Consider the following 18,884-nt stretch of genomic DNA (forward strand, 5'->3'; position numbering starts at 1 on the left):
GGGGCGCGCGGACGAAACCTAGATAGCGGCCGGTGCCGGCGCGCGCACCTCGCCCCGCACATCCTGCGGCGCAAGCGCGGCGGCGGGCGGCGCAAGCCGTGGCTGCGGCCGGTTCGCCGCGCCGCCATTGCTGGCGACCATGCTCTCCGGCTTCATGCGGAACAACTGCGTCAGCGCCGCGCGGTACTGCGCCTCGCCGATCGAATTGGTGTTGTGGTGCGAGCCGCCCTCGACCAGCACGAACAGCTTGGGCACGGTGGCCGCGTCATACAGCTTGCGGCCCAGCGTCGGGTTGATGAGGCTGTCGGCCGTGCCATGCACCACCAGCAATGGCGAGCCAATGTCCTTGACCGTATTGATTGCCTCGAAGCGTTGCGTGATGAACGGGCCGAAGGGCAGCCAGCCCCACTTGAAGCCGCTGACCACGTCGGCGATCGAGGTGAAGGTGCTCTCGACGATGGTGCCGCTCTCGTCGTTCACATGCGCCGCCAGGTCGATGCCGATGGCGCCGCCGAGCGAGTGGCCGAAGATGTAGCGATGTTGTTTGGGGTGGCGCGCGGCCAGCCAAGTCCAGGCGGCGCGGGCGTCTTCGCGGGCCGATTCCTCCGAGGGCAGGCCCTTGGAGCTCTTCCCGAAGCCGCGGTAGTCGATGGCCAGCACCGAGAAGCCCAACTCGTGCATGCGCTGGATGCGCGGCGCCGAGCCGGCCACGTTGTAGCGGGCGCCGTGCAGGTACAGCATCACGGGGGTGTCGGTGGTCTCGGGTGCGCCGCCCAGCCACAGGCCGTGCAGGCGCGCGGGCTCGCCGGTGAGGGAAGACTGGAAATCAATCCACACGTCTTCCATGCCCTGGGTCATGGAGGCGGTGTTGCCCCAGCTGCGGTCGCTGGGCTGGAAGATCCATTCGCGTTGCTGTTCGTCAAGCGTCGAGCAACCGGCTGCCAGCAGGGCACAAAGCGAGAGGACAGACGCGAGGAGGGTCCAGCGTTTCATCATGGGGTTGAGGGACAGCGAAGTCGGCGGAAAAGTTCACCTGCTTTCACCTTGGTGCGCCGACACTGCACCTTGGTAACCCCCCGAAACAACGCTCACTGGCGCTTTACCGAGCCTATGCAACGTGCGTGCCCGCAATCCCGATGACTGCGGAAAACCCTAGAAAAAAGGCTTAAAGCGCTGATTTGGCCTATCGGCCGCGCATGAACAGCGAATCCAGCTCGCGAACCGACAGCTGGCGCCAAGTCGGCCGGCCGTGGTTGCACTGGTCCGAACGTTCTGTTGCTTCCATCTGACGTAACAGTGCGTTCATCTCGTCGATGGTGAGCTTGCGGTTGGCCCGCACCGCCCCGTGGCAGGCCATGGTGGACAGCAGTTCGTTCTGAGCGCGCTGTACCACCGTGCTCGCGTCGTGCTGGCCCAGCTCGGCCAGCACGCTGCGCGCCAGCTCCACCGGATCGCCGTCGGCCAGCGTTCCGGGCACGGCGCGCACCGCTAGCGTGCGTGCCGAAAAGGGGGTGATTTCCAAGCCCAGCGTCGGCAGCACCTCGGCGCAGGCCTCGGCCGTGGCCACTTCCTGCGGCGTGGCCGCGAAAGTGGCCGGAATCAGCAGCGGCTGGCTGCTGATGGCCGCGCCGTCGAGCTGCGTCTTCAGCCGCTCGTAGACGATGCGCTCGTGCGCCGCGTGCATGTCGACGATCACGAGGCCCTGGCTGTTCTCGGCCAGGATGTAGATGCCCTGCAGCTGGGCCAGCGCGCGGCCAAGCGGCCAGGCTTGTTCGTTGGTGGCGAGGGCGGCAGCCTCAGTGTTGGCCGCGGCCATGGGCAGCCCGGTAGGGGTTTGGAACGTTGCCGGAGCCGCACTGGCCTGGGGCCAGAGAGACGATGCGGCCGATTCCGCCGCATGCTGCGCCGGCTGCTCACTGCGTCGAGGCCACATTGCCTCGAAATCGCCGGCGCCGCGCTCCTGCGATGTGAAATTGATGGCGGGCTGAGCCCAGCTGGCGTTCGACGGCAGCGGGGTCTGCTTGAAAAACGGCTGCGGTGCTGCGCCCGCTGGCGCCACTGCATCGCCGGCACGCGGGGCCGCCAGCGCATCCTCGATGGCATGGCGCACCGCCTGATGCACCTCGCGTCCGTCGCGAAAGCGCACCTCGATCTTGGTCGGGTGCACGTTCACGTCGACCCGTGCCGGATCGATCTCCAGGTACAGCGCGTAGATCGGCTGGCGCTGGCCGTGCAGCACGTCTTCGTACGCGCTGCGCACCGCGTGCGACAGCACCTTGTCGCGTACGAAGCGGCCATTGACGTAGAAGAACTGCTGGTCGCCGCGCGAGCGCGCCGCATCCGGAATGCCGGCACGGCCGACCACGCGCACCGGGCCGCCTTCGCGATAGACGGCCACGCTCTGCGACACGAACTCGTCGCTCAGCGCATCGGCCAGCCGTTGCTCGCGCGTGGTGGCGGCGCGCCACTGCTCGACCAGCTTGCCGTCATGCCACACCGAAAAGCCCACCTCGGGCCGCGCCAGCGCATGACGGCGCACCGCCTCGATGCAATGGGCCAGCTCGGTGGCGTCGGTCTTCAGAAACTTGCGGCGCGCGGGTGTTGCAAAGAACAGTTCGCGCACCTCGACTGTGGTGCCGGTGGAGCGGGCCACCGGTCGCAGTTCGCCAGTGCGCCCATCGAGCGCGAAGGCGGTGTCGGAGCCGGTGAAGCGCGAAAGAATGCTGAGCTCGGCAATCGCATTTATGGCCGCCAGCGCCTCGCCGCGAAAGCCCATCGTGCCGACCGTTTCGAGGTCGTTGAGGCTGGCGATCTTGCTGGTTGCGTGGCGGCGCAGGGCCACCGTGAGCTCTTCGCGCGGAATGCCCAGGCCGTCGTCTTCCACCGAAATCAGCCGCACGCCGCCCGAGGCCAGCCGTACCGTGATCTGGCTGGCGCCCGCGTCGAGCGCGTTGTCCAGCAGCTCGCGTACCACCGATGCGGGGCGCTCGACGACTTCACCGGCGGCGATCTGGCTGATCAGTTCGTCGGGGAGTTCGCGGATCGGTCGGCGTTCGGAAGGGGTGATGGAAGTGGGGAGGGCGCTCACCGGGGCATTCTAAAAGCCGTGTCGTTTTCAGCGCGGCATCAGGGTGTTCGACGGCAGCGTCTCGTCCAGCAGCTTGCGCGCCGTCTCGATGCCTGCCACCGGCAGCAGCTTCGCATCGAGCAGACCCACCTGCACCAGCACGCTGGCCTGGTCCCAGTAGATGTGCTCGTGATAGAGCTTGTCGCCGCGGAACTTGATGACCGCGAGCAGCGGCACTTCCACGCGCTTGCCCGTGGGCGCAACGCCCGGGAGCATCCACGGAATCTCGGTGGTGTGGGTGAAGCTGAAGAGCAGTTCGTCGACCACCTGCGTGGCGCCCACGGTGCGCGAGATCGACGTGAGCGCGGTGTCGGGCGGATTGCTGTTGACGAAGTGGTTCGTATAGAACGCGTGCAGCGCCTTGTAGCCCACGCCGCCGGTCATGGTCGGGATATGGTTGACGTACGGCTCGGCCACCATGGTCGACATGGTGTCGTCGACGTTGCGGGTGGCGAACTCGTATTCGCAGTGCTTGTCCCACAGCGCCGAGAGGTCGTAGTGCGGGCCGATGGCGTCCTTCAGCGTGGCGATGCTGCGCTCGTGCGCCATCAGCGCCGAGGGCTTGTGGAAGTGCTCGCCGCCGGCGCGTGCGAAGGCGTGGTCCATGCCGGGATACACATACAGCGAGACGCCGGGCCGGCCCTGGAGCGTGGCGACGATGCGGTCGCGCGCCTCGGGTGGGCAGAACTTGTCGAGCTCTGCGATGTGCAGTGTGAGCGGGCGCTTGATCTTGTCGGCCTCGTCGAGCGCGGCGTCGATGCCCACGCCGTAGTAGCCGACGGCAACATCCGCATCGGTGCGACAGGCCGCGAGGTAGGCCAGCTTGCCGCCCAAGCAGAAGCCGAGCACGCCGACTTTCTTCGAGGGCACCTCGGCGCGGCCACGCAGCGCGTCGATGGCGGTCTGCATGTCCTCCATACCCTTGGCCTCGTCGAAGCCGCCGTAGAGCGCGAAGGCGCGTTGCCAGTCGGCTTCGCTGTAGCCGAGCTCCACGTTCGGCTCCTGGCGCCAGAACAGGTCGGGCACCAGCGCCACGTAGCCTTCTTCGGCGTAGTAGTCGGCCACCTCGCGCATCGTGTGGTTGATGCCGAAGATTTCCTGCGCGATCACCAGGCCCGGGCCTGTGCCGGCTTCGGGCAGGGCGAGGTAGCCGCGGAAGGTGCCGCTGCCGTCGGCGGCTTTCATCTGGATGTACTGGCCTGTCATCGTGTGTTTCTCCGGGTGGGGTAAGTAAGTCTTATGGCTGCTGCAGTTGCTTGAACATGACGAAGGCATCCACGAAGCCAAGCTGCGGATGCCTGAACGCGCCGGGCAGCGTGCCGACGATGGCAAAGCCCAGCTTGCGCCACAGGCGCACCGCGCCTTCGTTGGTGGACACCACGAAGTTGAACTGCATCGCGCGAAAGCCCATGCGAAGGGCCTCCTGCTGCGAGTGTTCGCACAGCGCCGATGCCACGCCCAGGCCGCGCGCGGCCTCGGACACTACGTAGCCGCAGTTGCTCACGTGCGAGCCGTGCCCGGGCTGGTTGGCCTTGATGACGTAGGTGCCGAGCAACGCGCCTTGCGCGTCGCAGGCCACGAAAGTGGCGGCGGGCAGGTTCATCCACGCATGGCGGGCCTCGGCTTCGGTGACGTCGGTCGCGAAGGTGTATGTGTCGCCGCGGCGGAAGGTGGGTTCGAGCACGGACCAGATGGCCGGCCAGTCTGCGTCGGTGGCAGCGCGTATGTGCAGCATGGGGTGATTCACAGGGCGTTCGGTTTCAACAAGGATAATCCGCGGCCATGGAAATCATCAGCTTTCTCGTCGACTTCATTCTTCACGTCGACAAACACCTCGAGGCCTTTGTCATTGCCTATGGCCCCTGGGTCTATGCCTTGCTGTTCCTCATCGTCTTCGTCGAGACCGGTGCGGTGGTGATGCCGTTTCTGCCCGGGGATTCGCTGCTCTTCATCGTCGGTGCGTTGTGCGGCGCGGGGCTCATGAGCTACCCGCTGGCCTGCGGGATCCTGATTGCGGCGGCCATTCTGGGCGACCAGTGCAACTACTCGATCGGCCGCTACTTCGGGCCGAAGGTGTTCCAGTGGGAGAACTCGCGCTTCTTCAACCGCAAGGCCTTCGACCAGGCTCACGGCTTCTACGAGCGCTACGGCGGCATCACGATCATTCTTGCGCGCTTCATGCCGTTCATTCGCACCTTCGCGCCGTTCGTGGCCGGCGTGGCCGAGATGAGCCGCGCGAAGTTCACCATGTTCAACGTGGTCGGCGCGCTGATCTGGGTGCTGGGCATTGCAACAGCGGGTTACTTCTTCGGCAATCTGCCGTTCGTGCGCCAGCATCTGGACAAGATCATCTGGGCGCTGATCTTCGTGCCGGGGCTGCTGGCGATCTTCGGCGCGTGGCGCGCCTCGAAGGCCGAGAAGGCACGCGAGGCGCAGGCCTCGCAGGCCTGACGACTGCCTGGCCGATCAGGCCGATCAACCAGCAAAAAAGCGCGCCGCTGGCGCGCTTTTTTGTTCAGGCCGTATCTCAGTAGTTCGGGCCGTTGCTCGGGTAGTAGCCGCTGCCTTGCGGATAGCGCTGCTGGTTGTAGTAGTTGCGTTCGTCGGCATTGCGGCCGACCTGGTTGCCGATGATGCCGCCGATGGCTGCGCCACCCACAGTGCTCGCAGTGTTGCCGCCGATGGCGTGGCCCACCAGCGCGCCGCCGACAGCGCCCACACCAGTCCCGAGGTTCTGGTTAGGGCCGCTCGCGCAGCCTGCAATCGTCATGACCGAAGTGGCTGCGAAAGCAGCGATCCAGAGACGTGTGTTCATGATGTCCACCTTTCGAGGAGTGATGAGTCATCATGTCCAGAAGGCCGGTGGCATCTGTGTAGGAGCCTGCCGCGCCTGCCTGTGCGGACTCGTGGGCCGCACGGCGTGGGACAGCAGTGCACGCTTTGGCTTTACAAAGCCGCGCGGCCGATCAGAGCTGCCGGCTGCGCGCCAGAGGCGGGTTCTGCGCAAAGTAGCGCTGAATGCCGCGCATCAGCGCATCGGCCAGGTTCTCCTGATAGTCGACGCGGCGCAGGTTGGCTTCTTCTTCCGGATTGCTGATGAAGGCGGTCTCCACCAGCACGCTCGGGATGTCCGGTGCCTTCAACACTGCGAAGCCGGCCTGTTCGACCTGGCCCTTGTGCAGCCGCGCGCCGATGTTCTTGATCTCGCCGAGCATCGCGCCGCCGAGCTTCAGGCTGTCGTTGATCTGTGCGGTGGTGCTCATGTCGAGCAGGGCGCGCTGCACCTGCGCCTCGTGGCCGCCCACATTCACGCCGCCGACCTTGTCGGCATCGTTTTCCTTGTTGGCCATCCAGCGTGCCGCGCTGCTCGACGCGCCGCTCTGGCTCAGCGCGAACACGCTGGCGCCGCGTGCTGCGGGCGTGGTGAAGGCGTCGGCATGGATGCTCACGAACAGGTCGGCCTGCACGCGCCGCGCCTTCTGCACGCGCACGCCCAGCGGCACGAAGAAGTCGGCGTCGCGCGTGAGAAAGGCGCGCATCGGGCTGCCGTTCACGCTGCTCGCGTTGATGCGCTCGCGCAGCCGGTGCGCCACTTGCAGCACGATGTCTTTCTCGCGCGTGCCGTTGGGGCCGATGGCTCCAGGGTCTTCGCCGCCGTGGCCGGGGTCGAGCGCCACGATGATGATGCGGTCGGTGCGGCTGGCCGTGGCGGCAGTGCTGTTGCTGCCGCCGCGTGCGGCAGCCACTGGGGGAGGGGGCGTCACAGGCCTGACGGGCGCGGTGCCCACCACGGGCGGTGGCGGCGTAACGAGCACGGGTGGCGGCGTCTGCGGGCCCGGGCGCATCGACTGTTGCGCCATCAGTTCGCCGAGTGGGTCGGCGGCCGGTGCGGCCGGGGCAGAGGGCACGATGCCGGCCACGGCTGGAGCGTTGTTCGTGTTGCTGCCGCTGCCCGCGCGAGGCGCATCGCGCAGGCGCTCGGCAATCAGCGCTTCCATCGGGTCGATCGCCTGTTCGGGGTACAGGTCGAGCACCAGCCGGTGCTTGTATGCGGCCACGGGCGCGAGCGAGAACACCTGCGGCACCACGGCCTGCTTCAGGTCGAACACGATACGCACCACCTTCGGCGCGTTCTGCCCGACGCGCAGGCCATTGATGAACGGGTCGCCCGGCTTGATCTTGCCGACCAGCTCGCGCAGTTCGGGGCTGAGGTCGATGCCCTCGATGTCGACGGCAAGCCGCGGCGGGCTGCCCACCACGAGTTGCTGCGAATTGAGGCGGGCATCGGACTCGATGGTCACGCGCGTGTAGTCGGCTGCGGGCCACACGCGCACGGCGAGGATGGTGGCGCCGCGGGCGATCTGGTGCACGCCGAGCATCAGCGCGATGCTGCCGCCCTGCAGCAGCACGCGCCGTTTCAGGCCGGTCGCCTTCATGCGGCGATGCGCGCCAGCAGATCGCTGCCGCGAGGGGTGTTCGCCAGGAGGGTCACGCTGCGTGTGTCGTCAGTCATTGCTTCTATTTTAATAGCGAGGTCGGCAACCGGTGTGCGGCCCGCGGCGTTTTCCGGCCATTCGGCCAGCTTGAGGCCCGGTCCCGCGAAGATGTCGCGGAAACCGGCGTCGTCCCATTCGCGCGGATCGGCGAAGCGGTAGAAATCGAAATGGAAGATCTGCAGGCCGTCGGGTGCCTCATGGGGCTCGACCACCGCATAGGTGGGGCTCTTGATGCGCCCCGCGATACCGAGCGCGCGCAGCAGGTGTCGAACGAAAGTGGTCTTGCCGGCGCCAAGGTCGCCATGCAGCGCAATGAAGGCATCGCGCAATGCGGGCGAGGACGCGAGGGCCAGCGCGAAAGCGTCGGTGTCGTCCTCGCCGCGCCAGCGCAGGGTGCGGGCGTTCTGGGTCGTTTCTACAATCGGCAAGTGATCGTCAGCCATCCACTCGTTGTTCGTATTCAGGCTTTGGCCCGGGAACTCGGATTCTCCCAAATCGGAATCGCGGGCGTCGATTTATCGAGCGCCGAGGCCGGTCTGATGCAATGGCTGGCCCATGGGTTCCATGGCGAGATGCAATACATGGCAACACACGGCACGCGCCGCGCCCGTCCTGCCGAGCTGGTGCCGGGCACGGTGAGCGTGATCACCGCGCGCATGGACTACCTGCCGCGCAGCACGCAGCCCGAGTGGCAAGCCATCGAGTTCGACCGGCTCACGCGGCCCGGCGAGGCCATCGTGTCGGTCTATGCGCGAGGCCGCGACTATCACAAGGTGCTGCGCAACCGGCTCGCGAAGCTGGCCGAGCGCATCGCCGAGGAAGTCGGCCCCTTCGGCCACCGCGCCTTCACCGACTCGGCCCCCGTGCTCGAAGCCGAACTGGCCTCGCGCAGCGGGCAGGGCTGGCGCGGCAAGCACACGCTGGTGCTCGACCGCGACGCCGGCTCGATGTTCTTCCTGGGCGAAATCTATGTCGACATGGAACTGCCGCCGAGCGAACCGGTGACGGCACATTGCGGCAGCTGCAGCGCCTGCATCGACATCTGCCCGACGCAGGCCATCGTCGCGCCGCAGCGGCTGGATGCGCGGCGCTGCATCTCGTACCTCACCATCGAGCACGGCGGGCCCATTCCGCTGGAGCTGCGTCCGCTGATGGGCAACCGCATCTACGGCTGCGACGACTGCCAGCTCATTTGCCCCTGGAACAAGTTCGCGAAGAAGAGCGAGTTGCCCGACTTCGATGCGCGCGAAGGGCTCACGGGCCGCACTCTGGCCGAGCTTTTTGCATGGACCGAAGACGACTTCCTGCGCCGCACCGAAGGCAGCCCGATCCGCCGCATCGGGCATGAGCGCTGGCTGCGCAACATCGCCGTGGCGCTGGGCAATGCGGCGCGAGCGGGTGAGGGCGATGCGCAGGAGGCGCTGGCGACGCGGGCCGAACACCCGAGCGAACTCGTGCGCGAGCATGTCGCCTGGGGCCTGGCGCAGCAGGCCACGAGCTGAGGCTTCAGGCAGGCAGGATCTCGCGCACGCGCCCCCATGGCCGGCACATCAGCGTGCCGCGCGGCGACACCACGATGGGCCGCTGCAGCAAGATGGGGTGCTCGACGATGGCGTCGAACAGCTGGTCGTCGGTCCACTTCGGATCGGCCAGCTTCAGTTCTTCGTACGGCGCTTCCTTGGTGCGCAGCAGTTCGCGCGCGCCCATGCCCATCGCCTTCGCGAGCTCGCGCAGCTTTTTCTTCGGCGGCGGCGTTTCCAGGTACAGGACGATCTCGGGCTCCACGCCGCTTTCGCGGATCAACGTCAGCACGTTGCGCGAGGTGCTGCAGTTGGGCTTGTGATAAATCGTCATCGGGTAGACGGTGGTCGGTGTGCGTGCGGTCATGGTGTCGATGATAGAAAACAGGACTCAGCCTCCCGGAGCGCTCGGGTCCATCGTGAAGGGAAAGCGCGCTGCCCAGAACTCCGCCAGCCGAGGGTCGGCGTCCACGCGGCGCACCACCCGGGCCATGCGCGGCGCCACGCGGTAGAAGCGCCTGCGGCCCGGCGTCCAGCGCGACATCACGGTCACGTACAGGTCGAGCATGCTCAGCTTCTCGCCCAGAAGGTAGGGCCCGGGCTCGTCGATCTGCGTGTCCATCAGGTGCCAGCAGTGCGCGATGCGCTCGGCCGAGCGTTCGAGCATCGCGGCTTGTGCGGTGGGGTCGGGCACGAGGCGCTGCGGGTCGTCGCGTACCCAGAACAATGAGTAGATGGCCGCCGGCAGGTAGACCATCCAGCGCAGGTAGCGTGAGCGAAGCGGGTCGTCGAGCGCAGGGCAGAGCCCGGCTTCGGGGTAGCGGTCGCCGAGCCAGATCAGGATGGCCGCGCTCTCGGTCATCACCTCGCCCGAAGGCAGCACCAGCGCGGGCACCTGGCGCATCGGGTTGACGCCCGACACGCGTTCGCGCTCGGCATCGCTTTCCCAAGTGGCGACGTCGACGGTATCGACCTGCGCACCGATCAGCGTCAGCGCGGCGTGTATCGGCGTGGCGCCCGAACCGGGCGCGCCGTAGAGGGTGTAGCGGTCTTCGCGGGCGGATGATGAAGAGCTCATCCGCCCAGATTACTGCAGGCTCGCGCCTGTTGTCACGCAGCGGCCAGCAGCGCGTCGACCTTCTTCAGCCCTTCGAGCGTCTTGAAGCAGGCCTCGGCCACTTCCGTGCCCTTGACTGCGAAGTGGCGGTGGAAGTACTTGCGATGCTCCACATGCTCGTGGAAATGATGCGGCGTGAGCACGGCCGAGAAGATCGGCACGTCGGTTTCCAGCTGCAGCGACATCAGCGTGCTGACCACCGTGTTCGCGACGAACTCGTGGCGGTAGATGCCGCCATCGACCACCAGCGCGCAGCCGATGATGGCCGCGTACTTGCCCGAGTTGGCGAGCCGCTTGGCGTGCAGCGGAATCTCGAAGGCGCCGGGCACGTCGAAGATGTCGATGAGCTCGCGTGCCACGCCGAGCCGGTCCATCTCTTCGAGGAAGGCGTCGCGCGCCTGATGGACGATGTCGGAATGCCACTGCGCCTCGACGAATGCGATGCGCTCGCCGCGCGGCGAGCCCGACGCGGTGACGGCAGAAAGGGGAAGGTCGTTGATCTGACTCATGGTGTGCCTCTTGAAAGCAGGTTTCCTGAATCAGGGCGCACGAAACCGCAAGGCTACCTGCGCGCACGGCAAAGCAATGCGCGCGGGCGAGCCCGCATTTCGCGCTCTCTTTCATCCGGACTGTGACCGTCGGCTTCGGAATCGCACCGAAATCTGCTGACCCTGGAGCTTGTTGCAAGCTCCAGGCGCTCGCGGGCTTGTGCAGCCTTTCAGCCGCCATCACCGCCGGTGGGGAATTGCACCCCGCCCTGAGAACGCTTGTCGCCCGGCGAACCGGGCAACGGCGCGATTCTAGGAGCCCACCGCCGCGTGGGCCTGTCGCCCGCGCGGCAGACCTTCGACCGAGCGGGGATTTTCTTCGGAGGCGGTACGCGGCCGCAGCAGTCAGGGTACGGCTCGCCCTGCAAGGAACTGCGTCATGCGCTGCAGTTCGTCGTCGAGCGCCGCCCGGAAGGCCGCGTCGCGCGGTTTCTTGCCGGCGTAGCCGAAGGTTGGCTTCAACCGGCCTTCGGGCGCGGTGACGTTGGCCCAGCCGATCACGCGGTCATGCCACAGCATCGGCAGCGCGTAGTAGCCGAACTGGCGCTTGGGTGCGGGCGTGTAGGCCTCGAACTTGTACGTCCAGTCCCAGAGCAGCTCGAAGCGGCGGCGGTCCCACACAACGGGGTCGAAGGGCGCGAGCAGGCGCACCGCGTCGTCGGGTGCGTGGCGGCGCGAGGCCGGGTTCTCGCCAGCGGGCCAGTACCAGGTCGTGCCGTCGATGCGGCAGCTCGCGAGTAGTTCTTCGCGGGCGATGCGCAATGCCGCCTGCGTTTGCAGCGAGAGATGCGGCGCACCGTAGCCGAGCAGGCGCACGAGGTAGGTGAGGCTCGCGGCCGGCAGCGGCGCATATTTGCGCACCACCAGTTCGATCAGCGCGGCGGCGCGTTGCGCGCGGCCAGCGGGGCTGTCGTCGGCGGGCTGGTGCGTCACGGCCTCATAGACGCGCGTGCCGCTGTCGCGCCGCACCACGCGCAGCATGCCGCGGTAGTGCATTTCGTCGAGCAGGTGCGTGGTCGCGTTGCTCGAACCGCCCCAGTAGTTCTTGATGCGGCCGTGCGCGAAGTGCTGCTCCACCTGGCGTGGATGCACCGGGCCGTGTTCCTGCACGTAGGCGAGTACATCGGCGGCCTTGCGCCGCGTGTCGGCGTCCCATGCGCGCTTGGCTTCGCGCGGGTGCATCAGCGCCAGGTGCTCGCGTGGCAGGAAGCCGTAGTTGACGAGGCAGTCTTCCTCGATGGCGAGGCGGGTGTAGCGGCTTTCCAGATCGCCTGCGCGGTAGTCCTTTACGCGGTGGCGCAGCGTGAGGTCTTGCGCGCGTGCGGGGGCGCGGATCGGGTCGGCCTGTACGAAGCCCAGGTGCCGGATCGCGGCGGGCAGCGTCGTGGGCTTGAAGAGGGTGCGCGCCACCGCGTAGCGGCGCAGGTCGTCGAGGGTCGGGGCAGGCATCAGCGGATTGCAGCACAGGCGGCGGACTTTCGCTTTGCTGCGTTGTGCGTTGGGCTCCGTTGTCGTTCAGGGCGCGCTCACGCCGACGGGGTACCTTGCTCCGCGAATGTCCCCCGGCCTGCGGCCTCCTCCTTTATTTCGCTGCGCAAGGCACCCCATCGGCGTGAGCGTTCAGCGCCGCTGCGGAAGCTGCATTTGTTGGCGGTCGTCGGGACTTCATGCCGCATGGAGCGGCTATTTCGCCGGGTTCTTCTCTAGAGTGGATGCCCCTGTCACTCGATACCCCAACAAAGGGAGAAGAAAGGCGCAACACACCCAAGTCACCCAGATGTTTGAAGACTGCTTGCCTCGCGGCAGGTTGTCGGTGCGAAAGCAGCGATGCAGATGCGAGGTATCAAAAGGCGACGGCCGGGGTGTTATCAGCACCCCAACCGTCTAACCAAGTTCGTGCAACCCCTCAAAAGAAGCGCACAAAAATGGCTACCAAGACTATAGCCCGGCCTCGCACGCCGGTAGCTTCCGAAGACAACGCCCAAGACCCGGCGGATCTTCTCGAAAACACCCTCTCTCAACTCGAAGCTCTACTGTGGGTCTGCCATGGGGAAGACATCGACTGGTGCAGCGGTGACGGGCCTCGGCGACTGGACAACCTGCTTTGGCTTGCGGCTGAACTGGCGCGCAAGGCCGGAGAGCTGTTTCAGCTGAGCGAGAAGGCGCGATGTGAGGCGCCTGAGACCGGCGGTTAGCGGCCCGTCCGCGGGCTGCGGATTTCGCGGCCCGCCTGAAGCCTTCTTGGTGAAGGGAATTCGGGTTGATTGAAGTTTGCGGGTAGGGCTCGATGGGAGCTATGTGCTCCGAGCTGATCGGCGGCGGACAATGCGCGCATCTGCTTTGCAGCGGTTGCTGCCCCTCGGTGCCGGGGGATGACTGCCCGCGCCCCGCCAGAAGCAGCAGCTCAGCGGCAAGCCGGCTACACCAGCTCTCTGCCACTTGCCTCGAGCGGGCATGTGGTTCACGTCTCACCGGCACGACAATGAGATCTATGCCCAAGGTAGCCCGGCAAGACGAGCGCTCCTAGCATGGAGATTTCAGAGAAACCGTAACCCTATGCTGGTGGCATCTGAGCGAAAGGCACAATTGGCGAATGCTGCGGGATAACTTCAAGGAGTCAATCAAGGCTGCGCTTCGTGATCGCGTCGCGCATCGCTGCTCCAACCCTGAATGCCGAGTCCCTACCTCGGCCCCGAGATCCGGGACCACAGGCGTAGTTCGAGGAGGCGATGCCGCACATATCACCGCGGCCTCACCGAAGGGACCTCGTTACGACGAGAGCATTTCTGCGACCGAGCGATCATCCATCGAGAACGGGCTCTGGCTCTGTGTTGTCTGTGCACGCAAGATCGATCACAACCGGGATGCATATCCAGTCGAGCTTCTGCGCGAGTGGAAAACTTCTGCTGAAGCTGCCGCTACGCAGGAATTTGGCAAGCCGCTCCTCACAGATGCTCGTTTGCATACGCAGACGCAAATACTCATCACGCAGCAAGATCAAGTCCAACGAGAAATACTTGCCAAACTGAGCTCCATTCAGGCAGATCTTGCCAATGGACGCACATCAGATCAGATGGGCGTTGAACCACTCGATCATTTGTTGGAAGCCTTGAGACGACTTGCGGACAGTGGCAAGGCTCGCGGATCAGCTGCCATACAGCTGAGCAGCGACGGTCGCTATGCGGATGCCGCAACAGAAGCAATTCGCCTCGCTGAAGACGAAGCCAGTGCTGCGACTTATCTTGGGAACGCCGCCGAGAAGGCTCGTGGCCGTGCGGCGGCCCGGTGGGTCGATGCTGGAGATATCGCCTTCGTCTCGGACCGTCGGCAAGCCGCAAACGCCTACGAGCGTTGCACCGAAATTGACCCGTCAAATCCCTACGGCTGGAGTCGATTGGGCGAGGCTTCTTGGTGGGTGGGTCGCTTGGATAAGGCGTTGCATGCCTTTACTCGACTGTGGTACCTCCTGCCGGAAGGGGTTGAAACGCTAGCCAGAGCAGAGGATTCGCCTGAAGTACAGCGGGCTCGTTTCATGATTGATCACCCGGACGTCACCCACGAAGCATATATATGGACGGTTAGAGGCGTCATGATCGCTGGGCTCAACATTATTGAGATCTTGCGGCGTGAGCCATCGTTGGTCTCGAAGTGGGTCTTGCGGCTTGTGCCCGTGGATCGGCTCGACGAGCGACGAGAGCCGACAGAATTTGATGCGCCTGGGATAGTCAAGTTCTTTACCGAACGGGCCTATAACCTAGGCAACGTGATCGGCCTCAGCGCTGCACCGACTGAGCATCGCCGCATCCTTGAAGGCCTGGCGCGAGTCGCTAGTCATCGCGGCGAACTCGACGAAAGTGAAGAGTACCTACAGCGTGCGCGTGCCATGTCCGTCGAGCAGAGAGACTTCGTGGCTGAGGCGGTCTATCTTTGCAATCTGGGTGTCGTCGCTGGCATGCGAGGCCAGGCAAATACTGCGCGAGACTACTTTGCCCAAGCTCTCGCCCTGTGCAGAGGAGATCCACGTCAAGGACGGCTAATCGTCGGAACCAAACTTATCAGCGTTGAAGAGGCGGCTTGCCGTCGTGAGCAACATGCGCAGAAACTGGCAAATGGCACGGCCGTTGCATCTCCCGAAACCGACGAGATCGAGGTTTGCAACCTGCTTGCTGACGAATTTGATCGCGCCCCTGAAGTTGCCATGCGAAGAGCGCTAGTCCTGAAAGAGACAGAAGGCAATGCACACGGCAATCTAGGCAAGCTTGCGATGGTAGATGGCAATCTTGATCTAGCGCGGCAGGAGTTCGAAGTGTCACTGGCACTTCACGAATCGATTGGCCACTCTCGTGGAGTTGCGGCTACACGTAGTGCGATGCTGCACTTAGGTCAGCCCGAAACAGGCGCACAGGACTGATGACGTGCGCCTAATGTCGTCATGGCCCCGTCGCCTAGCAACTTCGCAAAGCGATGAACGTCGGAATTCGGCAGCGACTGTCATTCGCTGGCTGAAGTTGAACGACTGCAGCCAGTCTGAAGCGAACATTGAACGCGGTCACCGCAATGTCGACCGCGGCCAGCACCAACCCTTCGGACTTTTGCTTGTCCCCCGCTCGTCCCTCACAAAAGAAGTTCAGTGGTGCGTCCCCACACGTCTAACTTCGATCGGCAGCCGCAGTCAAGCTACCAGCGTCACAGCTGCGTTCACTGTGCACAGGCCATCGGGTGTTCCCAGCAGCCAAATAAGTAGGAGGCCCGCAGGCCGAGGGACATTCATGCAGGGGAGTGGCTGGTGGCCTGTGTACGCGCCTTGAACGACGAGCGACTCTAGACCACCTGCTTGTGCCGCTCGATGCAGACGTCCAGAGTCTCGCTACCAGGCCGCTGCCACCAGTCGAGATTCGAGAAGATCTCCACCTCGCTGAACCCGGCGAAGCCCGCGCCGTCCACCCAACCCCGGATCTTCTTCAGCTCGACCACGCCGTCGCCCATCATCCCGCGGTCGCTCAGCAGATCACGCGTGGGCGTGAGCCAGTCGCACACGTGGTAGGCCAGCAGGCGCTCGCGGCCGGCGCGGGCGATCTGCTGCTGCAGCTTCGGGTCCCACCACACGTGATAGATGTCGAGGGCCACGCCGAGCATGCCGCTCTTGCCGGCGTCGAGTTCATCGCAGAGGTCGAGCGCGTGTTCGAGCGTGTTGATGCACGCGCGGTCGGCCGCCTGCATCGGGTGCAGGGGCTCGATGGCGAGTGGCATGCCGACTTCGCGGGCGTATTCGAGCGATGCGGCGATGCCGTCGCGCACCTCGCCGCGTGCGCGGCCGATGTCCTTGTAGGCGACCTTGCCTTCGAGCGCGCCGGGCAGGGCGCCGACCACCAGCACGAGGCAGGGCGCGTCGAGCGTCTTCGCTTCGTCGATGGCGCGGCGGTTGTCGTCGAGCGCGGCCTTCAGGCCTGCTGCGTCGGGCGCGGGAAAGAAGCCGCCTCGGCAGTAGCCCGAGAGGCCGATGCCGTTCGCCTTCAGCTGCTTCGCCACCTTGTCGAGCCCGACGGACGCCACCTGATCGCGCCAGGGGCTGATGGCGCGGATGCCGCGTTCGGCGCACTGGTCGATGATGCGGTCCAGCGGCACCTCGGCGCCCGATTGCTTGCGCACCGTGGCGGTGTTGATCGACAGCCAGTCGTGGTTCTGCGAGAAATCGCGCATGGGTTGCTTCAGCCTTCCACGCCATGCAAAGCCAGCAGCGTCTTCATGCGCTGAACCGCCAGCTCCGGTTGCTCCAGCAGGTTGGCCATGTCGGCCAGCCGGAACAATTCGGCGAAGTGCTGCAGCGAGCGAGTGCTCTGCTGACCGCCCACCATCGTGAAATGCTTCTGGTGGCCGTTGAGCCAGGCCATGAACACCACACCGGTCTTGTAGAAGCGCGTGGGCGCCGCAAAGATGTGGCGCGACAGCGGCACCGTGGGGCCGAGGATGGCGTGGAACTTCTCGGTGTTGCCCTGTGCCAGCGCACCGAGGGCGGCGCTTGCGGCCGGCGCGATGGCGTCGAAGATGCCCAGCAGCGCATCGCTCTTGCCGTGCGTGGGCTCGCTGCCGAAGCCATCACCGGCAATGAGCTCGGCGTAGTTGAAGTCGTCGCCCGTGTACATGCGAACACCCGGCGGCAAGCGCCGGCGCATCGCAATTTCCTTGTCCTTGTCGAGCAGCGAAATCTTGATGCCGTCGACCTTCTCCGGGTGAGCCGCGATGATGTCCAGCGCCGTGTCCATAGCCGCATCGACATCCTTCGTGCCCCAGTAGCCCGCCAGGGCAGGGTCGAACATGTCGCCCAGCCAGTGCAGCACCACCGGCTGCTTCGCCTGGCTCAGGATGCGGTCGTACACGCGCTCGTAGTCGGCCGGGCTCTTGGCCACGCGGGCCAGCGCGCGGCTGGCCATCACGATCAGCTTGCCGCCGAGCGCCTCGATGGCGGCCATCTGCTCTTCGTAGCCGCGGATCACGTCGTCGACGCTCTTCACATCGTCGATGTTCAGGTGGTCGGTGCCGCAGCCCGAGGCGACCAGTGCGCCGGGCACGTCCTTCGCGGCGTCGAGCGAGCGGCGGATCAGCTCCAGCGATGTGGGCCAGTCCAGCCCCATGCCGCGCTGCGCGGTGTCCATCGCCTCGGCCACGCCCAGGCCCAGCGAGAACAGGTGGCGGCGGTAGGCGATGGTGGTGTCCCAGTCGACTGCGCTTTGCAGCCACGGATCGATGGCCGCCAGCGGATCGGCCACGACGTGTGCGGCCGAGTAGGCGATGCGGTTGAACTTGACGCCCGCATCGGGCTTCACCGGTGCGGTGCTGCGCAGCGCGTAGGGCGCGAGCGTGCCGCCGGCGGTGGGGAGGTTCAGCGAAAGTGCCATGCTGCCTGCCTCAGACCTTCAGCGCCGGCACATCGACCCAGCGGCGGTCCTTCCACGACGTGAGCGCGGCCTCCACCAGCTGCACGCCCTTGGCGCCTTCGGGCAGCGTCCACTTGTACGGCTCGTTCTCGACCACGTGGCGAATGAAGTGCTCCCACTGGATCTTGAAGCCGTTGTCGTAGACCTGCGAGTCCGGAATCTCCTGCCACTGGTCGAAGAAATTCATCATCTGCTTCTCGTCGGGGTTCCACACCGGGCGCGGCGTGGCCACGCGCGACTGGGCGCGGCAGCTCGACAAGCCCGCCACGGCCGAGCCGTCGGTGCCGTCGACGTGGAAGGTGACGAGGTCGTCGCGGCGCACGCGCGTGACCCAGCTCATGTTGATCTGCGCGATGACGGGTTCGCCGTTGTGGCCGGTCAGCTCGCAAGTGGCGTAGGCCGCGTCATCGGCGGTGGCTTCATACGGCTTGCCGGCTTCGTCCCAACGCTTGGGGATGTGGGTGGCGCCGATGCACGACACCGACTTCACTTCGCCGAACAGGTTGTCCAGCACGTAGCGCCAGTGGCACATCATGTCGAGGATCATGCCGCCGCCGTCTTCCTTGCGGTAGTTCCAGCTCGGGCGCTGAATGGGCTGCAGGTCGCCCTCGAACACCCAGTAGCCGAACTCCAGGCGCACGCTGAGCATGCGGCCGAAGAAGCCGGCGCGGCGCAGCATGTCGAGCTTGCGCAGGCCGGGCAGGAAGAGCTTGTCTTGCACTGCGCCGTGTTTCAGGCCAGAGCCTTCGGCGAGGCGCGCGATCTCCACCGCTTCGTTCAGGTTGGTGGCAATCGGCTTCTCGCAATACACGTGCTTGCCGGCGCGGATGGCCTTGGCCAGCAGCGTGGGGCGCATCTGCGTGGTGCCGGCGTCGAAGAAGATGGTGTCGTCCTTGTTCTCCAGTGCCTTGTCGAGGTCGGTGCCCCAGCGCGGGATGCTGTGGGCCTTGGCCAGCGCTTCCATCTTCTCGGCGTTGCGGCCGATGAGGATCGGGTCGGGCATGACCTTGTCGCCATTCGACAGCGTGACGCCGCCTTGCGCGCGGATGGCGCAGATAGAGCGGATTAGATGCTGGTTCATGCCCATGCGGCCGGTGACGCCGTGCATGATGATTCCTAGACGTTGGGTGGCCATCGTTTT

18 protein-coding genes and 1 riboswitch are annotated in these 18,884 nt (G+C 65.6%); of the genes, 4 read left to right on the forward strand and 14 right to left on the reverse strand.

Features of this window, described 5'->3' with window-relative positions; translation table 11 throughout:
- Positions 1-18: 18 nt before the first annotated feature.
- The 4 genes from ACSFCA_RS20925 to ACSFCA_RS20940 all read right to left on the reverse strand — a co-directional run bounded on the left by ACSFCA_RS20925 (position 19) and on the right by ACSFCA_RS20940 (position 4,862).
- A complete protein-coding gene (locus ACSFCA_RS20925) occupies positions 19-996 on the reverse strand; it encodes an alpha/beta hydrolase (protein WP_375338399.1) in 978 nt (325 codons plus the stop codon).
- A gap of 187 nt (positions 997-1,183) precedes the next feature.
- Positions 1,184-3,088, reverse strand: a complete 1,905-nt coding sequence (mutL, locus tag ACSFCA_RS20930) for a DNA mismatch repair endonuclease MutL (RefSeq protein WP_435460652.1) — start codon at positions 3,086-3,088, stop codon at positions 1,184-1,186.
- A gap of 27 nt (positions 3,089-3,115) precedes the next feature.
- Positions 3,116-4,333: a dienelactone hydrolase family protein gene (locus tag ACSFCA_RS20935; protein ID WP_435460651.1), complete on the reverse strand. Its 1,218-nt coding sequence runs from the start codon at positions 4,331-4,333 to the stop codon at positions 3,116-3,118.
- Positions 4,334-4,364: 31 nt separating this feature from the next.
- On the reverse strand, positions 4,365-4,862 hold the full coding sequence (locus ACSFCA_RS20940) for a GNAT family N-acetyltransferase (protein ID WP_435460650.1): 498 nt from the start codon (positions 4,860-4,862) through the stop codon (positions 4,365-4,367).
- A 47-nt stretch (positions 4,863-4,909) separates the two neighbouring features.
- Between ACSFCA_RS20940 and ACSFCA_RS20945 the strand changes: the two genes are divergently transcribed.
- On the forward strand, positions 4,910-5,578 hold the full coding sequence (locus ACSFCA_RS20945) for a DedA family protein (RefSeq protein WP_258350132.1): 669 nt from the start codon (positions 4,910-4,912) through the stop codon (positions 5,576-5,578).
- Between the two features lie 76 nt (positions 5,579-5,654).
- On the opposite strand, the gene ACSFCA_RS20950 is transcribed toward ACSFCA_RS20945, so the two are convergent.
- The 3 genes from ACSFCA_RS20950 to tsaE all read right to left on the reverse strand — a co-directional run bounded on the left by ACSFCA_RS20950 (position 5,655) and on the right by tsaE (position 8,066).
- The gene (locus ACSFCA_RS20950; protein WP_093057920.1) at positions 5,655-5,942 is read right to left on the reverse strand and encodes a glycine zipper domain-containing protein; all 288 of its coding nucleotides are present in this window, start codon (positions 5,940-5,942) and stop codon (positions 5,655-5,657) included.
- A gap of 151 nt (positions 5,943-6,093) precedes the next feature.
- Positions 6,094-7,563 carry an N-acetylmuramoyl-L-alanine amidase gene (locus tag ACSFCA_RS20955; protein ID WP_258350131.1) on the reverse strand — a complete coding sequence of 490 codons (1,470 nt, stop codon included), beginning with the start codon at positions 7,561-7,563 and terminating at the stop codon, positions 6,094-6,096.
- Positions 7,560-8,066, reverse strand: a complete 507-nt coding sequence (gene tsaE, locus ACSFCA_RS20960) for a tRNA (adenosine(37)-N6)-threonylcarbamoyltransferase complex ATPase subunit type 1 TsaE (RefSeq protein ID WP_435460649.1) — start codon at positions 8,064-8,066, stop codon at positions 7,560-7,562. The genes ACSFCA_RS20955 and tsaE overlap by 4 nt, the downstream gene beginning before the upstream one ends.
- Between tsaE and queG the strand changes: the two genes are divergently transcribed.
- Positions 8,052-9,125, forward strand: coding sequence for a tRNA epoxyqueuosine(34) reductase QueG (gene queG, locus ACSFCA_RS20965; RefSeq protein ID WP_435460648.1), 1,074 nt, complete (start codon positions 8,052-8,054; stop codon positions 9,123-9,125). The two genes, tsaE and queG, sit on opposite strands and share 15 nt — an antisense overlap.
- Positions 9,126-9,129: 4 nt before the next feature.
- Here the strand turns inward: queG and arsC are convergent, their stop codons facing one another.
- The 4 genes from arsC to ACSFCA_RS20985 form a co-directional block, all read right to left on the reverse strand.
- Complete coding sequence (gene arsC, locus ACSFCA_RS20970) at positions 9,130-9,510, reverse strand: arsenate reductase (glutaredoxin) (protein ID WP_435460647.1); 381 nt, start codon at positions 9,508-9,510, stop codon at positions 9,130-9,132.
- A 24-nt stretch (positions 9,511-9,534) separates the two neighbouring features.
- Complete coding sequence (locus ACSFCA_RS20975; RefSeq protein WP_435460646.1) at positions 9,535-10,221, reverse strand: glutathione S-transferase family protein; 687 nt, start codon at positions 10,219-10,221, stop codon at positions 9,535-9,537.
- A gap of 32 nt (positions 10,222-10,253) precedes the next feature.
- On the reverse strand, positions 10,254-10,769 hold the full coding sequence (locus ACSFCA_RS20980) for a 6,7-dimethyl-8-ribityllumazine synthase (protein ID WP_093057797.1): 516 nt from the start codon (positions 10,767-10,769) through the stop codon (positions 10,254-10,256).
- Between the two features lie 99 nt (positions 10,770-10,868).
- Positions 10,869-11,029: riboswitch (FMN riboswitch) on the reverse strand.
- A 124-nt stretch (positions 11,030-11,153) separates the two neighbouring features.
- Complete coding sequence (locus tag ACSFCA_RS20985) at positions 11,154-12,257, reverse strand: DNA glycosylase AlkZ-like family protein (RefSeq protein WP_435460645.1); 1,104 nt, start codon at positions 12,255-12,257, stop codon at positions 11,154-11,156.
- Between the two features lie 476 nt (positions 12,258-12,733).
- Between ACSFCA_RS20985 and ACSFCA_RS20990 the strand changes: the two genes are divergently transcribed.
- The gene (locus ACSFCA_RS20990) at positions 12,734-13,003 is read left to right on the forward strand and encodes a hypothetical protein (protein ID WP_435460644.1); all 270 of its coding nucleotides are present in this window, start codon (positions 12,734-12,736) and stop codon (positions 13,001-13,003) included.
- Positions 13,004-13,401: 398 nt separating this feature from the next.
- Positions 13,402-15,219 (forward strand): tetratricopeptide repeat protein, encoded by a 1,818-nt coding sequence (locus ACSFCA_RS20995; protein ID WP_435460643.1) that lies wholly within the window; start codon positions 13,402-13,404, stop codon positions 15,217-15,219.
- A 410-nt stretch (positions 15,220-15,629) separates the two neighbouring features.
- On the opposite strand, the gene ACSFCA_RS21000 is transcribed toward ACSFCA_RS20995, so the two are convergent.
- From ACSFCA_RS21000 to ACSFCA_RS21010, 3 genes are read right to left on the reverse strand one after another with little or no spacing between them, the layout of a single operon-like run.
- Positions 15,630-16,508: a sugar phosphate isomerase/epimerase family protein gene (locus tag ACSFCA_RS21000; protein ID WP_435460642.1), complete on the reverse strand. Its 879-nt coding sequence runs from the start codon at positions 16,506-16,508 to the stop codon at positions 15,630-15,632.
- A gap of 8 nt (positions 16,509-16,516) precedes the next feature.
- Positions 16,517-17,704, reverse strand: coding sequence for a dihydrodipicolinate synthase family protein (locus tag ACSFCA_RS21005; protein WP_435460641.1), 1,188 nt, complete (start codon positions 17,702-17,704; stop codon positions 16,517-16,519).
- Between the two features lie 10 nt (positions 17,705-17,714).
- Positions 17,715-18,878: a Gfo/Idh/MocA family protein gene (locus ACSFCA_RS21010; protein ID WP_435460640.1), complete on the reverse strand. Its 1,164-nt coding sequence runs from the start codon at positions 18,876-18,878 to the stop codon at positions 17,715-17,717.
- Positions 18,879-18,884: the final 6 nt, after the last annotated feature.

The sequence above is a fragment of the Variovorax multivorans genome (assembly GCF_051216835.1).
In the GTDB taxonomy this organism is placed as follows: Bacteria; Pseudomonadota; Gammaproteobacteria; order Burkholderiales; family Burkholderiaceae_C; genus Variovorax.

Excerpts from the sequence above, each read along its gene's own strand:
- ACSFCA_RS20925 (WP_375338399.1), bottom strand. The coding sequence starts at position 996 with ATGATGAAACGCTGGACCCTCCTCGCGTCTGTCCTCTCGCTTTGTGCC.
- ACSFCA_RS20935 (WP_435460651.1), bottom strand. The coding sequence starts at position 4,333 with ATGACAGGCCAGTACATCCAGATGAAAGCCGCCGACGGCAGCGGCACC.
- ACSFCA_RS20940 (WP_435460650.1), bottom strand. The coding sequence starts at position 4,862 with ATGCTGCACATACGCGCTGCCACCGACGCAGACTGGCCGGCCATCTGG.
- ACSFCA_RS20945 (WP_258350132.1), top strand. The coding sequence starts at position 4,910 with ATGGAAATCATCAGCTTTCTCGTCGACTTCATTCTTCACGTCGACAAA.
- ACSFCA_RS20950 (WP_093057920.1), bottom strand. The coding sequence starts at position 5,942 with ATGAACACACGTCTCTGGATCGCTGCTTTCGCAGCCACTTCGGTCATG.
- ACSFCA_RS20955 (WP_258350131.1), bottom strand. The coding sequence starts at position 7,563 with ATGAAGGCGACCGGCCTGAAACGGCGCGTGCTGCTGCAGGGCGGCAGC.
- tsaE (WP_435460649.1), bottom strand. The coding sequence starts at position 8,066 with ATGGCTGACGATCACTTGCCGATTGTAGAAACGACCCAGAACGCCCGC.
- arsC (WP_435460647.1), bottom strand. The coding sequence starts at position 9,510 with ATGACCGCACGCACACCGACCACCGTCTACCCGATGACGATTTATCAC.
- ACSFCA_RS20975 (WP_435460646.1), bottom strand. The coding sequence starts at position 10,221 with ATGAGCTCTTCATCATCCGCCCGCGAAGACCGCTACACCCTCTACGGC.
- ACSFCA_RS20980 (WP_093057797.1), bottom strand. The coding sequence starts at position 10,769 with ATGAGTCAGATCAACGACCTTCCCCTTTCTGCCGTCACCGCGTCGGGC.
- ACSFCA_RS20985 (WP_435460645.1), bottom strand. The coding sequence starts at position 12,257 with ATGCCTGCCCCGACCCTCGACGACCTGCGCCGCTACGCGGTGGCGCGC.
- ACSFCA_RS20990 (WP_435460644.1), top strand. The coding sequence starts at position 12,734 with ATGGCTACCAAGACTATAGCCCGGCCTCGCACGCCGGTAGCTTCCGAA.
- ACSFCA_RS20995 (WP_435460643.1), top strand. The coding sequence starts at position 13,402 with ATGCTGCGGGATAACTTCAAGGAGTCAATCAAGGCTGCGCTTCGTGAT.
- ACSFCA_RS21000 (WP_435460642.1), bottom strand. The coding sequence starts at position 16,508 with ATGCGCGATTTCTCGCAGAACCACGACTGGCTGTCGATCAACACCGCC.
- ACSFCA_RS21005 (WP_435460641.1), bottom strand. The coding sequence starts at position 17,704 with ATGGCACTTTCGCTGAACCTCCCCACCGCCGGCGGCACGCTCGCGCCC.
- ACSFCA_RS21010 (WP_435460640.1), bottom strand. The coding sequence starts at position 18,878 with ATGGCCACCCAACGTCTAGGAATCATCATGCACGGCGTCACCGGCCGC.